The 15,168-nt window shown below is 58.6% G+C and carries 14 protein-coding genes, 1 rRNA gene and 1 pseudogene; 12 read left to right on the top strand and 4 right to left on the bottom strand.

The annotated features are described in order from the left end of the window. The 5 genes from rrf to SOP85_RS20995 form a co-directional block, all read left to right on the top strand. Nucleotides 1-78 (top strand): 5S ribosomal RNA (gene rrf / locus SOP85_RS31445); the annotation flags it as partial. 368 nt (nucleotides 79-446) lie between these two features. After that, nucleotides 447-2,051 carry a response regulator gene (locus SOP85_RS21010; RefSeq protein WP_323628107.1) on the top strand — a complete coding sequence of 535 codons (1,605 nt, stop codon included), beginning with the start codon at nucleotides 447-449 and terminating at the stop codon, nucleotides 2,049-2,051. Further along, nucleotides 2,048-2,740, top strand: coding sequence for a sensor histidine kinase (locus SOP85_RS21005; protein ID WP_274078111.1), 693 nt, complete (start codon nucleotides 2,048-2,050; stop codon nucleotides 2,738-2,740). Before SOP85_RS21010 ends, SOP85_RS21005 begins: the two co-directional genes overlap by 4 nt. Before the next feature lie 260 nt (nucleotides 2,741-3,000). After that, the gene (locus SOP85_RS21000) at nucleotides 3,001-4,242 is read left to right on the top strand and encodes a glutamine synthetase family protein (RefSeq protein WP_323628109.1); all 1,242 of its coding nucleotides are present in this window, start codon (nucleotides 3,001-3,003) and stop codon (nucleotides 4,240-4,242) included. 61 nt (nucleotides 4,243-4,303) lie between these two features. Next, on the top strand, nucleotides 4,304-5,674 hold the full coding sequence (locus SOP85_RS20995; RefSeq protein WP_274078110.1) for an MFS transporter: 1,371 nt from the start codon (nucleotides 4,304-4,306) through the stop codon (nucleotides 5,672-5,674). A gap of 66 nt (nucleotides 5,675-5,740) precedes the next feature. Here SOP85_RS20995 and SOP85_RS20990 read toward each other — a convergent pair whose 3' ends face one another. The 4 genes from SOP85_RS20990 to flgA all read right to left on the bottom strand — a co-directional run bounded on the left by SOP85_RS20990 (nucleotide 5,741) and on the right by flgA (nucleotide 8,348). After that, complete coding sequence (locus SOP85_RS20990; RefSeq protein ID WP_323628106.1) at nucleotides 5,741-6,487, bottom strand: flagellar brake protein; 747 nt, start codon at nucleotides 6,485-6,487, stop codon at nucleotides 5,741-5,743. 91 nt (nucleotides 6,488-6,578) lie between these two features. Further along, nucleotides 6,579-7,046, bottom strand: a complete 468-nt coding sequence (locus SOP85_RS20985; protein WP_323628104.1) for a flagella synthesis protein FlgN — start codon at nucleotides 7,044-7,046, stop codon at nucleotides 6,579-6,581. A 48-nt stretch (nucleotides 7,047-7,094) separates the two neighbouring features. Beyond that, nucleotides 7,095-7,418: a flagellar biosynthesis anti-sigma factor FlgM gene (gene flgM, locus SOP85_RS20980; protein ID WP_323628103.1), complete on the bottom strand. Its 324-nt coding sequence runs from the start codon at nucleotides 7,416-7,418 to the stop codon at nucleotides 7,095-7,097. 168 nt (nucleotides 7,419-7,586) lie between these two features. Beyond that, nucleotides 7,587-8,348, bottom strand: a complete 762-nt coding sequence (gene flgA, locus SOP85_RS20975; protein WP_323628102.1) for a flagellar basal body P-ring formation chaperone FlgA — start codon at nucleotides 8,346-8,348, stop codon at nucleotides 7,587-7,589. An 81-nt stretch (nucleotides 8,349-8,429) separates the two neighbouring features. On the opposite strand from flgA, the gene SOP85_RS20970 reads away from it, so the two are divergent. From SOP85_RS20970 to ltrA, 7 genes and pseudogenes are all read left to right on the top strand, one after another. Next, nucleotides 8,430-9,362 carry a chemotaxis protein CheV gene (locus SOP85_RS20970; RefSeq protein ID WP_274078105.1) on the top strand — a complete coding sequence of 311 codons (933 nt, stop codon included), beginning with the start codon at nucleotides 8,430-8,432 and terminating at the stop codon, nucleotides 9,360-9,362. 45 nt (nucleotides 9,363-9,407) lie between these two features. Next, a complete protein-coding gene (gene cheR, locus SOP85_RS20965; RefSeq protein WP_046817752.1) occupies nucleotides 9,408-10,235 on the top strand; it encodes a protein-glutamate O-methyltransferase CheR in 828 nt (275 codons plus the stop codon). 369 nt (nucleotides 10,236-10,604) lie between these two features. Further along, nucleotides 10,605-11,012, top strand: coding sequence for a flagellar basal body rod protein FlgB (gene flgB, locus SOP85_RS20960; RefSeq protein ID WP_274078104.1), 408 nt, complete (start codon nucleotides 10,605-10,607; stop codon nucleotides 11,010-11,012). A gap of 3 nt (nucleotides 11,013-11,015) precedes the next feature. Next, on the top strand, nucleotides 11,016-11,459 hold the full coding sequence (gene flgC / locus SOP85_RS20955; RefSeq protein WP_042607186.1) for a flagellar basal body rod protein FlgC: 444 nt from the start codon (nucleotides 11,016-11,018) through the stop codon (nucleotides 11,457-11,459). A 15-nt stretch (nucleotides 11,460-11,474) separates the two neighbouring features. Then, nucleotides 11,475-12,194 (top strand): flagellar hook assembly protein FlgD, encoded by a 720-nt coding sequence (gene flgD / locus SOP85_RS20950; RefSeq protein WP_274078103.1) that lies wholly within the window; start codon nucleotides 11,475-11,477, stop codon nucleotides 12,192-12,194. A 31-nt stretch (nucleotides 12,195-12,225) separates the two neighbouring features. Beyond that, entirely contained in the window at nucleotides 12,226-13,536 is a 1,311-nt protein-coding gene (flgE, locus tag SOP85_RS20945; RefSeq protein ID WP_323608125.1) for a flagellar hook protein FlgE, read from the top strand. Between the two features lie 479 nt (nucleotides 13,537-14,015). Beyond that, nucleotides 14,016-15,152: pseudogene (gene ltrA, locus SOP85_RS20940) on the top strand (group II intron reverse transcriptase/maturase); the annotation flags it as partial. Between the last annotated feature and the right edge of the window lie 16 nt (nucleotides 15,153-15,168).

Genomic DNA, 15,168 nt, shown 5'->3' with positions numbered 1-15,168 from the left:
CCCGAACTCAGAAGTGAAACGATGCATCGCCGATGGTAGTGTGGGGTTTCCCCATGTGAGAGTAGGTCATCGTCAAGATTAAATTCCGAAACCCCTATCTGCGCATGCAGGTAGGGGTTTTGTCTTTCTGGCTCCTCCCCTTGTAGGAGCGAGCTTGCTCGCGAAAAACCTGAGGACGCCGGGGGCTATCAGGTTACCCGCGTCATCGTTGACGACCATCGTCGGAACGCCGCCCGGAGCAAGCTCGCTCCCACATCATTCAAGAGATCCCTACTGCTGGCCGATAACCCAGAAGGTCGCAGCGATGCTCATCACGTTTTCAACAGAAATCCCTTGATGGATGATGGCGAACAGCTATCATCTGCGCGCCATAAAGGGCAGTGAAGCTGATCTTGTTCGTGCATTCGCCTTTCGGTTCTTCTTCTTAAATTGCCTGGAAATCTTCGATGCTGTCGTATCACCAAAAGAGTTTTCTGATCGTCGATGATTTCTCGGATTTCCGCAGTTCGGTCAGGTCGATGCTGCGCGAGCTTGGTGTCAAGGATGTGGACACGGCTGACACTGGCGAACAGGCGCTGAAGATGTGTTCGCAGAAATCCTACGATTTCATCCTGCAGGACTTTCACCTGGGCGATGGCAAGAAGAACGGTCAGCAGGTGCTCGAAGACCTGATGATCGACAAGCTGATTAGTCACGAAAGCGTATTCGTGATGGTCACCGCTGAAACCAGCCAGGCCATGGTGCTCAGCGCCCTGGAACACGAACCTGATGCGTACCTGACCAAACCCTTCAACCGTTCCGGCCTGGCCCAGCGCCTGGAGCGACTGGTGCAGCGCAAGACGTTGCTCAAGCCGATACTGCAGGCCCTGGACCGGGGCAAGCCGGTTGAAGTACTCAATGCCTGTATCGCCTTGTGCAAACAGGACATCCGCTATTCGCCGTTGTGCTTGCGCTATCGCGCCGATGCCCTGCGTGACCTCAATCAGAATGAGGTGCTGGAGCGTCTCTACGATGGCATCATTGCCGATCGACCCTTGCCCTGGGCCTTTGCCGGGCTGGGCAAGTTGCTGTTCAAGCGCGGTCAGGTCACCCAGGCAAAAGCCCTCTACGCAAAAGCGCTGAAGGTGTTCCCGATGATGCCCGCGCTCTATGATGGCATGGCCGAGGTGCTGGTTGCCGAAGGGGATACCAAGGCCGCCCAGCGCGTCCTGGAGGAGGCGATTCGCTTGTCACCACTGGCCGTGCGCAGGCAAGCGCAGCTGGGCAAACTGGCTATGACCAATGAAGATTTTGACACGGCGTCCAGAGCCTACCGCCAGGCGGTTGCCCAGGGGGCCCAGTCACGTTTCAAGGATGCGGAAAGCAACCTTGGACTGGCTCACGCATTGATCAGCAAGGGCAGTGAAAAAGGCCTGGATACCCGGACTCGTCTGGAAATCAACACGACCCTGAGTGCTGTGGCCAAGGAAAATCCGTCCGATCCCGGTCTGCAAATCAGGGCGCGATTGATGAAGGCGACCAGTCTGCTGATCAACGACGCCGAAACCGCGGAAAAACTGACCGAACAAGCGATCATGCGGCTCGATGGCATGGAGCAGTTCATGAGTGCCGAAGCGGCGCTGTTGGTGGCCAAACAATTGCAGATGCTGGGTCAGGCGAGTGCGGGCGCTTCGATGTTGAAAAACTGCGCGGAGATCTACGGCGACGATCCTGCGGTGATGAAGGGCATTGCCAAGTTGACCGACGATCCGAGCATCCTCAACTCCGGTAACGTTGCGGCCGATCTCAATCGCCAGGGCGTGCGCGTGTACAAGACCGGTGACCTGGTGCAGGCCCGGGAAATTTTCCGCAAAGCCCTGGCGCTGCAGCCCAAGAACATCAGTATCGCGTTGAACCTCGCGCAAGCGTTGCTGCACGGCACCGATACCACTGCCCACTCGGCGGAAATGGTGGAATGTCGAGCCTGCCTGAAAATGGTCGGCTTGATGCCGGACACCGACGCGCGTTTTGCGCGTTATAAAAAGCTCAAGAACAAGGCATTTGGCGAATGAACGAGCAGCAACAGGCACTGGATTTCTCGACGGTGATTGCTTCTACCGTACATGACATGAAGAACTCGCTGGCCATGCTGATGCAGGCCCACAGCCAATGCCTGGCGAACTTGCCGGTGTCAGCGCGCCACACCCCGGAGCAGGGTGTGATCGAATTCGAGTTTGCGCACCTCAATGGCATGCTGGTGCAGCTGCTGGGCCTGTACAAACTGGGTGTCAACCAGATGCCCCTGCAGCCGGCCTACCACGAACTCGATGACTTCATCGAAGCGCAACTGGCTTGCCATCAGGACGTGTTCGCCAGTCGCGGTATTGCCGCCACCTTTGAAGTCGATCCCTTGAGCCCGCTGGGTTTCTTCGACCGTGAGCTGATCGCTTCGGTACTGGCCAACAGCATCAACAACGCGATCCGTTATGCCCGTCATGCGGTGTTGATCAGCGCCAGCGACGAAGCCGGGCAACTGATCTTGACCATCAACGACGACGGTGACGGTTATCCCCCGCAGATGATCGAGCGCCAGGCCGAGTACGTTCAGGGTATCAATCACAGCACTGGCAGCACCGGCCTGGGTCTGTACTTTGCTGGTCGGATCGCCGCGTTGCATCAACGTAACGGCGTAGGCGGACGTACGGAAATCAGCAATGGCGGCCCTCTGGGCGGCGGTGTCTTCAGGCTTTATCTTCCGTAGGAGCTGCCGGAGGTTGCGATCTTTTAAAAAACAGATCAAAAGATCGCAGCCTCCGGCAGCTCCTACATATTTGCGTAACGTGCTTGATATTCTGAACACGCGGAGCCTATTTTGTACGAGTCGCCGCTCGCGGCTCGTATAAAAACAAGGATTGCGTCATGACAACCGATGGCCTGGGTTCACTCGCGCAGCGATTGACCGGCATTGATGAGATCGAATGCGTCACGCCGGATTTGAACGGCGTACCACGGGGCAAGGTGATGACTGCCGAAGGCTTCCTCGAAGGGCGCCGTCTGCAGTTGGCACGGGGCGTGATGCTGCAATGCATCATGGGCGGATATCCGCCGGCGCGTTTTTACGGCTGCGATGATGGCGACCTCGCACTGGTCCCGGACCCGGCGCAGATCCACCGCCTGCCCTGGAGCAAACACCCTCGGGCATTGGCCATCTGTGATGCGGACGAATTGACGGGCGAAAGTTCCAGCCTTTCCACACGCGGCCAGCTCAAGGCGGTCATCGCGCGTTACGCGGCCATTGGCCTGGCGCCGGTGGTGGCGACCGAGCTCGAGTTTTTTGTCTTTGCGCCCAATACCGATTCGACCCAGCCGTTCCAGCCACCCACTGGCCTGGACGGTCGTCGCGAGGACGGGCATTCGGCGTTCAGTATCAGTTCCAACAATGGCCTGCGGCCGTTTTTCCACGAGGTCTATGAATGCATGGCGGCGCTGGGCCTGCCCCGTGATACCTTCATGCACGAGATGGGCGTCAGCCAGTTCGAAATCAACCTGCTGCACGGCGATCCCCTGCTGCTGGCCGACCAGACATTCCTGTTCAAGCATTTGCTCAAGGAAGTCGCGCTCAAGCACGGCCTGATCGTGGTTTGCATGGCCAAGCCACTGGCGCATACGCCCGGCAGTTCGATGCACATTCACCAAAGCATCGTCGAGGTCGCTACGGGTCGGAATGTCTTCACCGACGAAAACGGTCAAGCGAGCGCGACCTTCCGTCATTTCATCGGCGGTCAGCAAGCCGGCATGGCGGATTTCACTGCGCTGTTTGCGCCGAACGTGAATTCGTACCAGCGCTTGTACCATCCCTTCGCATCACCGAATAATGCCTGCTGGTCCCATGACAACCGATCGGCCGGATTGCGTATTCCCGCCAGTTCGCCAATCGCTCGTCGGGTCGAGAACCGCTTGCCGGGGGCTGACGCCAATCCGTATCTGGCAATTGCAGCGAGCCTGGCGTGCGGCTTGTATGGCATCCAGCACCAGCTGGAACCCGATGAGCCGATCCAGGGGGAGTTCGAGGTGCCGGATAAACTTTCATTACCCTGTACCTTGCATGCAGCGCTCGAGCGTCTGAAACGTAGCCAGTTGGCAATGGAACTGTTCGGCAAGGAGTTCATCGAAGGCTACATCGCTTCGAAGACCATGGAACTGACCAGTTTCCAGGATGAAATCACTCCCTGGGAGCGGCGCGTCCTGGCCGCCCAGGCCTGACGAAATATCGACACCGGGCTATCGTTTGAATAGCCCGTCACTCACTGCAAGGAGCCGCTCGTTGCGCCAAATCTGGAAGTCCTTTCGAGCGCTTTACTTCGCTTCGCTGATGATGTTGATCGGCTCAGGCCTGTTAAGTACTTACCTGGCGTTGCGCCTGGCTGCCGATCATGTCGACAGCCTGTGGGTCGGTGCATTGATGGCCGCCAACTATTTCGGCCTGGTGCTGGGCGGCAAGATCGGCCATCGGTTGATTGCGCGGGTCGGGCATATACGAGCCTACTCGGCCTGTGCCGGGATCGTCGGCGCGGCGGTGCTGGGCCATGGCCTGGTGAACTGGTTGCCGGCGTGGCTGTTCCTGCGGGTGATCGTCGGTCTTGGCATGATGTGCCAGTACATGGTCATCGAGAGCTGGCTGAACGAGCAGGCCGAAGCCAAGCAGCGCGGACTGGTGTTCAGCGGCTACATGATCGCCTCCTACCTGGGGTTGGTGCTGGGTCAGTTGATCCTGGTCATGCACCCGGGGCTGGGCCTGGAACTGCTGATGCTGGTGGCCCTGTGTTTCACCCTCTGCCTGGTACCGGTGGCCCTGACCCGGCGCATTCACCCGGCGCCCTTGCATCCCGCGCCGATGGAGCCGCGGTTCTTTATCAAGCGCGTGCCGCAGTCATTGAGTACCGTCCTGGGGGCAGGGCTGATTGTCGGCTCGTTCTACGGTCTGGCGCCGCTGTACGCCTCTCAGCAAGGGTTGTCGACGGAGCAGGTCGGCCTGTTCATGGGTAGCTGCATTTTTGCCGGGTTGGTGGTGCAGTGGCCGTTGGGATGGTTGTCCGATCGCTATGACCGGGCGCTGTTGATCCGCTGCTTTGCATTCAGCCTGGCGTTGGCCGCCTTGCCGCTGGCGATCATGGAGCGGGTGCCGCTGGAAGTCCTGTTCATCGCCGGGTTCCTCTGTTCGTTGGTGCAGTTCTGCCTTTATCCGTTGGCCGTGGCCTTCTCCAATGACCATGTCGAGGGCGATCGACGGGTATCGCTGACGGCGATGTTGCTGGTGACCTACGGCGTGGGCGCCAGTATCGGGCCGCTGGTGGCGGGTGTGCTGATGAAGTTGTTCGGCAGCCAGATGCTCTATGCGTTCTTCAGTTTCTTTGCGTTGGTGCTGGTGTGGCGAATTCGTCCGAAAGCGGTGACCAACCTGCATCAGGTGGACGACGCACCGCTGCATCACGTCGCCATGCCGGACAGTATGTCGAGTTCGCCACTGGTGGCGGCACTCGATCCGAGGGTGGATGAGCAGGTGGTGCAGGACCAGATGCAGAATCCGATTGCTCCAGAGCCTGGTTCCGAACCAGAACCGGAACCGGGAACCGATCAGCCGCCGCAAGAACCGGATTCGGGCAGGGAGCAGAGTTTTACCGAAGCCAGGCCATGACATTCAGGTAAAAAAAACGGGCAGTCACCGCAAGGGGCTGCCCGTTTTTGCCTTGAGAGCTTTGTCTCAGAAGTCGTCTTTGTCGAAGCGCCGCGCTTCGCGTTGCAGCTGGTAGACGAAGCGCTCGACCTGACGCTGCACCAGCCCGCTCATGTTGTGGAAGCGAACGCCGGCAAAGGTGGTGTTGATCTTTTCTTCGAAGTGCAGGTAGCGCAGTTCGACCGGCGCGGTCATTTTACCGAAGGGCAGGTCGGCGTTGAATCGGTCGTAGACCTGACCCAGTTGCAGGCTGCCGGTGATGTCGCCCTCGAAGCGCAACTTGCAGCCGGTGGCGGAAATGTCCAGCAGCTTGCCACTGATCGATGCCTTGAGTTTTTCACCGTCCAGATTGACGTTGACCAGTTGGGCCAGTTTCAACGCGGCCCGGAAGGCATTGCGGCGCTGGTGGTAAACGACCTCATCGGGCAGGGTGCCACGGTAGCAACGGCTGCCGTTGGATTCGTCGATGGTCAGCAGGCCATTGCTTTCCCATGCGATGCGCACGCCTTCATGAAATCCTTCGACCTTGAAGGGTTCGCCGGCCAGCAGGAAACGTTCGCCATCTCGGGGAATCATTTCGTCCAGGGCAATCATGTTGCGTTCGCGGTCCAGGTCCACCAGATAACTCTGGAAGCGCTGGCTGCGCTCGTGGAACGTGATGATCAGCGGGTCATGGCTGTCTAGCAGCTGGCGCAAATTGCCGGAGATTTCCAGGGGCGTGCTGAGCACCTTGGGTGGCTGCGGCGCATCTTCCGCGTTTAAGGCATTGGACACGGTTAATCAATCTCCAGACAAATTTTGACTACGGCGTGCGGCATTTTGCCAGTATGTTTCGCGTCTTGATAGAGCGTGCTTATCGACAGGCTCAAGCCTGACTGAGCGGACGTGGTTTCACAAGCCTGGAGAATGAGCCGCTGGCGTCATAGAGCGCGGGTTGTTCACCGCCGTTGAGGATTCTCAGCTGGGTGGCCGTGGCGGCCTGCTGTACCAGGATCGACTGTCCATTGTTGGCGTTGGCGGCGTGGCATTGAGCCAGAAGGTCGGTCAGCACATCACTTTGCGCCAGCAGCGCTTCGCCAACGCTCGATTGGCTGGCCAGTTGTTCCAGGCCGCTGCGGTTGGCGGGCAGGTTGAGACTGGCGAGAAGCTCACTGCGTTTGCGGCCATGCTGTTCGAGCTCGATGATCATTGCCTGCTTCTGCGCCAGAATCTCTTCCAGCAACTGCATGTCGCGGCCATGCAAGGCGAGGGATTCGGTGCGCAGTAACTCCAGCAAGCGTTGCGCTGGAGCAAGGTCGTCGGTGATCAGTTGCAGTAAATTAGTGTCGTGCATGGCTGGCCTTGGGGTTTAAGCGTCCAAAAGCCTGGCGCGGGCCGAGGCTTAGCGCTGGGCTTCGAAGTTGAGCAGTTTGCTGGCTACACGGTTGCTGTCGACTTTATAGCTGCCATCGGCGATGGCTGCTTTCAACTCGGCCACTCGGGACTTGTCGACGGCAGGCTGATCGCGCAGCGTATCTGTGATCTTCTGCAACTGTTGCGCCTCATTGCTCAGATGTACCGATTCGCCGCTTTTGACGGTATTGGCCTGTTCGGCCGGGGTATTGGGCTCGGCAGACTTGCCGGTTTCGGCAGTTTCCTTGGCGGTGGTACGTGTACTGCCCGTGAGTGACGGGGAGCTGTTCAAACGGCTGAAATCAATGACCATGGTAAAAAACCTCTGGGAATTTGGACGCTTGCCATGTTTTCGGCCATTCCCTGAAAAACTTTAGGCTCATTTATCAAAATGAGCTTGCGCGCGCCAGCGCTTGCCGTGCCTGGCACACAGTTTAGGGAAGCGTCGAGGTCGGCGCCACTTCTTCACCCCCAGTGAGCCCTACATGGACACTTCCACCTGGCCCGGCGCGATGACCTGTGCCTTGATGACCCGTTTGGAATTGAGGTTCTTGACTCGAATCTGTTCGCTCAGGCCGCCACCGGCCAATGCCTCGCCGGGCATGCGCACGCTGAGCGTACCGCTGCGGGCGGTAATCACCACCTGGTCACCCTTGCGTATGACTTCCGCCTGTTCGATGTGCACCAGGCTGATGACCTGATCATTGACCATTGGTCGGGTAAGTCGTTGCCCGATGGCCTGGTCCACGTCCGTCAGGTAACCCTGGTTGAGCAGGCTGATATCGCGCTCACGCAGCATGACGTCCTGCGGTTCGACAATGCCGGCACGACGCAGGGGCCGGGTGGTGGTGACGACCTCGCGAAACAGGCGTACTTGAGCGGGTACGAACACGGTCCAGGGGGATGTTCCTTCACAGCGAACCTTGACCGTTACGCGGCCCAAAGGCTTGGCTGGACTCTCCAGGGTGGCTGTCAATTCCTTGTCGCACATGGGCATGCGCAGGCGCGGATCGAGCGGGTTCACCTGGATTTCGTAGCGACCCTGGGTTTGACTCGTCGCCAGATAGTCCTCTACGGTGAATTCAAGAAAGCCCTGGGTGACGCCGATAAGCATGTCAGGCAAGGTAACCGCGTCAGCAAGGGCAGGGCTGCCAGCGTTGAACAGGCAAACAGCCGACAACACCCCGAGCCATTGGCGGCAGGGGGTGGTCAGGCGGCGGAAAAATGTCGGTTCTGTGTTCATGACAGATAAAAAGCAAGCGCCGTGCCGTTTAGTGCAGAAGGCGCGTCGCAACAACACTTGGCGTTGGCGTAGGAGTCAGGCATGGCTGGTGTAATGGATTCGGTAAACCAGCGCACGCAACTGGTGGGGCAGAATCGCCTTGAGTTGCTGTTGTTCCGTCTCGACGGCCAGCAGCTGTATGGGATCAACGTGTTCAAGGTGCGGGAGGTGTTGCAATGCCCCAAGCTGACGTTGATGCCCAAGTCCAGTCCTGTCGTGTGTGGCGTGGCGAATATTCGGGGGGCGACCATTCCGATCCTTGATCTGGCGATGGCGACCGGTTCCGGTGGCTTGAAGGACAAGGGCAACCCTTTCGTGATCATCACGGAGTACAACACCAAGACCCAGGGATTCCTGGTGCGCTCGGTGGAACGCATCGTCAACATGAATTGGGAGGAGATTCATCCGCCACCCAAGGGCACGGGGCGCGATCACTACCTGACGGCGGTGACTCGGGTCGACAACCAGTTGGTCGAAATCATCGACGTCGAGAAGGTGCTGGCGGAAGTAGCGCCGACCCCGGAAGCGATTTCAGCCGGGGTGGTGGATGTCGAGACCCAGCACAAGGCGCTCTCCTTGCGCGTGCTGACGGTCGATGACTCGTCGGTGGCGCGCAAGCAGGTCACCCGTTGCCTGCAAACGGTCGGTGTTGAAGTGGTGGCGTTGAACGACGGCCGGCAAGCGCTGGATTACCTGCGCAAACTGGTCGACGAGGGCAAGCGGCCGGAAGAGGAATTCCTGATGATGATTTCCGACATCGAGATGCCGGAAATGGACGGGTACACCCTCACGGCCGAGATCCGCAACGACCCGCGCATGCAAAAGCTTCATATCATCCTGCATACTTCGTTGTCAGGTGTGTTCAATCAGGCGATGGTCAGGAAGGTCGGTGCCGATGACTTCCTGGCCAAGTTCCGTCCTGATGACCTGGCATCCCGGGTAGTCGACCGGATCAAGGCAGCAGACATCAGCTAGGGGCGTTCGGCCCCCGGCAGTCACACGATTTTAGAGGCGGCAGCATTGTCTACGGGTAATTTGGATTTCGAACAGTTCCGGGTGTTCCTGGAAAAAGCCTGTGGCATTTTGCTCGGTGAAAACAAGCAGTATCTGGTCTCCAGCCGTCTCAACAAACTGATGGAGCAGCAGGGCATCAAGTCCCTGGGTGAACTGGTCCAGCGCATCCAGACACAGCCGCGCAGCGGATTGCGCGAGATGGTCGTGGATGCGATGACGACCAACGAAACCTTGTGGTTTCGGGACACCTATCCGTTTGAAGTGTTGAAGAACAAGGTGCTGCCTGAAGCGATCAAGGCCAGTCCCGGCCAGCGTCTGCGGATCTGGTCGGCGGCGTGCTCGTCGGGTCAGGAACCGTATTCGCTGTCGATGTCCATTGATGAGTTCGAGCGGTTCAATCCAGGGCAGTTGAGGATGGGCGTGCAGATTGTGGCCACCGACCTGTCGGGCACCATGTTGAACAACTGCAAGACGGGCGAGTACGACAGCCTGGCCATAGGTCGCGGCCTGTCTCCCGAACGCCTGCAGCGTTATTTCGACCCGAAAGGGCCGGGGCGCTGGGCGATCAAGGCGCCAATCAAGAGCCGGGTCGAGTTTCGTTCGTTCAACCTGCTGGACAGCTACGCGAGTCTTGGCAAGTTCGACATCGTGTTCTGTCGCAACGTGCTGATCTACTTCTCCGCCGAAGTGAAGAAGGACATCCTGTTGCGTATTCACAGCACGTTGAAGCCGGGCGGTTATCTGTTCCTCGGTGCTTCAGAAGCGTTGAACGGATTGCCGGATCATTACCAGATGGTCCAGTGCAGCCCGGGGATTATTTACCAGGCGAAATGAATCGTTGGTGTTGCAAAAATAACGGGAGTCCTCAGGGCCTCCCGTTTTTTGTGCCTGATGATTTCTCACAGGCACCGCATGACCTCTGTGGGAGCGAGCTTGCTCGCGATGGCGTCATGTCAGTCGACATCAATGCGAACTGTCACACCGTCATCGCGAGCAAGCTCGCTCCCACAGGGTAGGTTGGCGTCTTCGTAAGCAGAGGCAAGCGGCAGAAAAGCGGCATCCAGCGGAAGCCGGTTGCCGCTTTTCTGTCGTTGCCGCCGGGGCCAATGCCCGCAAAGCCCCGGTTTACGGGGTTTTCTGGATTGGCATGACGCTTGCTATGTCCATCCTACGAAAAATCAGGTCACCCAAAGGTTTCCCGACATGAGCATCAGCTTCGATAAAGCGCTCGGTATTCACGAAAAGGCCCTGGGCTTCCGCGCCCAGCGTGCCGAAGTCCTGGCCAACAACATTGCCAACGCCGACACCCCGAACTACAAGGCGCGGGACCTGGAGTTCTCGAAAGTACTCGAGGCGCAGAACGACAAGGCCAAAAACGGCACCTTCGCCCTGAACATGACCAACAACCGTCATATCGAAGCCCAGGGCCTGGGCAATGGCGACGAGTCGTTGATGTACCGCACGCCGATGCAACCGTCGATCGACCAGAACACCGTGGACGCCCAGCTGGAACAGTCGAACTACGCGGAAAACTCGGTCAACTTCCAGGCCAGCTTCACCCTGCTCAACAGCAAATTCAAAGGGCTGGTGTCAGCCCTGCGCGGAGAGTAAGTCATGTCCCTGTCCAGTGTTTTCAACATTGCCGGTAGCGGCATGAGTGCCCAGACCACGCGCTTGAACACCGTGGCCTCGAACATCGCCAACGCCGAGACGGTCTCCTCGAGCATCGACCAGACCTACCGTGCGCGTCACCCGGTGTTCGCCACCATGTTCCAGGGCGGCCAGGCTGGCGGCAGCGATTCTCTGTTCCAGAACCAGGACGCGGCCGGTCAAGGCGTTCAGGTGCTGGGCGTGGTCGAAGACCAGAGCAACCTTGAAGCACGCTATGAGCCCAACCATCCGGCCGCCGATGCCAAGGGCTATGTCTACTACCCGAACGTCAACGTGGTGGAAGAAATGGCTGACATGATTTCCGCGAGCCGTTCGTTCCAGACCAACGCCGAAATGATGAATACCGCCAAGACCATGATGCAGAAGGTCCTGACCCTCGGTCAGTGATAAGGGGCGACTCAGATGAGTGTTACCGATACCACCAGTGGTTTGAATATCAACGATATCCTGGCCAACTCCGCGGTAAAGACCAAGACAGACGATAGTCTGGCGTCAGCGGCGGGTAGCGCTTCGGGTAAAAAGGCCTTGGGCAAGGATGCGTTCCTGCAATTGCTGGTCACGCAATTGAAAAACCAGAATCCGCTGGAACCGCAGGACAACGGCGAGTTCGTGGCGCAGTTGGCACAATTCAGTAGCCTTGAAGGCATCACCACGCTCAACGGTACCGTGAGCGGCATTGCTGGCGCCTTCGGCTCATCACAGGCATTGCAAGCTTCGTCACTGGTTGGCCGTTCGGTTATTGCGCCGGGCGACAAGGCAGTGGTCGATACAACGAAGGGCATGACCGGGGCGGTCGTGTTGCCTCAATCCGTAGCCTCGGCCACGGTGAAAGTTACCGACAAGGATGGCAAGGTCGTTCGCACTATCGAGCTGACTGATCAGAAGGCCGGCAATGCCAGCTTCACCTGGGATGGCAAGGACGATGCCGGTAACGTGGCCCCGGTGGGGACTTACACCTTTGCCGCAGCGACCACCATCGATGAACAGAGCGTTGCGCTGATCACCAACCTGCCAGCAACCGTCACCAGCGTGACTCTCAGCCAGACCGGCGGTGAATTGATGCTCAATCTGGCTGGGCTGGGCAGTATCGCCCTGTCCAAAGTGCAAACCATTGGTATATAGAGCCGACTAACCCGGCACAACGGAGTGGACTATGTCTTTCAACATCGGCCTTAGCGGTCTCTATGCCGCCAACAAGCAACTGGACGTAACCGGCAACAACATCGCCAACGTCGCAACCGTCGGATTCAAATCGTCCCGTGCGGAATTTTCGGACGTGTACTCGTCCACCAAACTGGGCACAGGTAACAAGACCGTCGGCAGCGGTGTGCGCCTGGCCAACGTTTCCCAGCAATTTACCCAGGGCGATGTCAGCAGCGGCACTGGCAGCGTGCTGGACGTGGGCATCAACGGTTCGGGCTTTTTCGTACTGAACAACAACGGTTCGTTATCCTATACCCGTGCCGGTACGTTCAAGGTCGACAAGGACGGCTACGTCACCAACACCGATTATTCGGCGCGAGTGCAGGGTTACGGTGTGGATGCCGACGGCAAGATCATCAACGGCGTGTTGACCGACCTGCGTATCGATACGTCGAACCTGGCGCCGAAAGCCACCACGACCGTATCGTCGACGATCAACTTGAACTCTACGTCCGATGTGATCGACGTCGTGGCAAACCCGTTCGACCCGAGCAAGACGGCATCCTACAGCAAGCAGTTCACTACTCCGGTTTTCGACACCCAGGGCAACCAGCATTCGATGGACCAGTACATGGTCAAGACTGGTCCGAATACCTGGAGCACCTACACCCTGATTGATGGTCGAAATCCTGATGGCAGCGACCCGAAGACGACCCCTCCGGTGGCTTCCGTCATGGCGTTCGATACCAGCGGCAAGCTGGTTTCGGTTACCACTCCGGGTACTCCTCCAGTCGTCAGCCCTGATCTGAAGATCACCAACTGGGTTCCGGGCAAAGTGACCAATGGTGTCTGGGCAGCCAACGGCGCATCCGCCGACCCGGCGGGCCTGACTATCGCCATGGGCAGCACCTCCCAGTTCAATGCCGATACCGCGCGTTCCATTCCGGCACAAAACGGCTACGCCACTGGCGAGATCACCAACCTGACCATCGACGGCAGCGGCGTCATGCTGGCCAACTTCAGTAACTACCAGACCAAGCCGATCGGTCAGTTCGCATTGGCCAGTTTCACCAACGAGCAAGGTCTGCAGCCAGTGGGCGGCAGCAGTTGGAAAGAAACCTACAGTTCGGGTATTCCGGGCTACGATGCTCCGCAAACCGGGAGTTTGGGTGAAATCCACTCCAACTCCCTGGAGGAGTCGAACGTCAACGTGACCAACGAACTGGTCGACCTGATCAAGGCGCAGAGCAACTACCAGGCGAACGCCAAGACCATCTCGACCCAGAGCACCATCATGCAGACCATCATTCAGATGGCTTGATGCGGGTTGGTTGAAAGCCTGCACAAGGAGCCCCTCGCAAGAGGGGTTTTTTTTGGTGCGCCAGGCATGGCGCGTTGCGCGAAGCGCAACCAGCTTGGCTGTGGTGGCCACGCTGGTGACTTGGAGGTGAAAGTCCTCTACACACCCGGCAAGGGGAAGTGTTAGCCAGAGGCAAGGGTGTCGCGGGCGACTGCGAATCTGAAGGAAGCCCGAGGCAAAATGCTGGCCTGACGAACAGGAAGCGGATTAGGCGGTGCAGCGGGGCAAGGTAGCCAAAATTGCCAAAGCCCAATACTTGCACGGAACGCTGTGACGTATATCCGACAGGCATAAGCAGGAAGGTCGCGCGAATTACCCTGGGAGATCTGCACGTTTGCCACTGTGCTACCGAGCGTCGAGAGGCGACGGGATGAGCGTGCAGAAGTCAGCCGAAGCCGTAGTAATCGCCGAAACCGGGTCGATGAAGGGCCGAACAGGTTATGCCGCCAGTAGGCGTCAGAGTCTCGTCGAATGCTGAAACGCAGAATATTCTCCAAGAGGAAACTGTTACCCCAGGTCCCGGACGGTATCCGAGGATGACGGCTGACAGGGCGCAAGCATCGACGGCGTCTGTGACGTGGACGAACGCGGAGCCGGACACGCTGATGGCGCGGGTGCTTGCACCCGCCAATCTCAAGCGTGCGTATCAACGCGTAGTCAGCAACAAGGGCGCGCCGGGTGCCGATGGCATGACGGTCGACGAATTGGCGGGCTACGTGAAACAGTATTGGCCGATCCTCAAGGCTCGGTTGCTGGCCGACGAGTATCACCCGCAAGGTGTACGCGCCGTCGAAATCCCCAAACCCAAAGGCGGAACAAGACAGCTGGGAATCCCCTGCGTCGTGGATCGCCTGATCCAACAGGCCCCGCTGCAACAGCTCACGCCGATCTTCGATCCGTTGTTCTCGGACTACAGCTACGGTTTTCGTCCGGGCAGAAGCGCTCATCAAGCCATCGAAACAGCCCGTGCCCACGTGGCAGCGGGTCACCGCTGGTGCGTGGAACTGGATCTGGAGAAGTTCTTTGATCGGGTCAACCACGATGTATTGATGGCCTACATCGAGCGTCAAATCGAAGACAAACGTGTGCTCACGCTGATCCGTCGCTACCTCGAAGCGGGGACGATGTCAGGTGGTCTTGCCAGCCGACGGCAGGAAGGGACGCCGCAAGGCGGCCCGCTCTCGCCGTTGCTGTCGAACATCCTGCTCAACGAACTCGATCGCGAATTGGAACGACGGGGTCATCGCTTCGTGCGCTATGCCGATGATGCGAACATTTATGTGCGCAGTCGCCGTGCTGGCGAGCGAGTGATGGCCGGCGTGGAGCGGTTTCTGAACCAGCGCCTTAAATTGACGCTGAATCGGGACAAGAGCCGGGTAGCCGGATCCTGGAGGTGCGATTACCTGGGTTACGGGATGAGCTGGCATCAGCAGCCGAGACTGAGAGTAGCTGTGATGAGCCTGGGCCGCTTGCGCGACCGGCTTAGAGACCTGCTGCGCGGAGCGCAGGGCTGCAAGATGGCGAGCGTCATCGAGCGGATTAACCCTGTACTGCGCGGTTGGGCTGGCTACTTCAAGCGAACCGTACGTACGG

The sequence above is a fragment of the Pseudomonas sp. YuFO20 genome (assembly GCF_035064975.1).
Lineage (GTDB): Bacteria > Pseudomonadota > Gammaproteobacteria > Pseudomonadales > Pseudomonadaceae > Aquipseudomonas > Aquipseudomonas putida_AE.
This window is presented reverse-complemented; position numbering and strand designations above follow the sequence as displayed.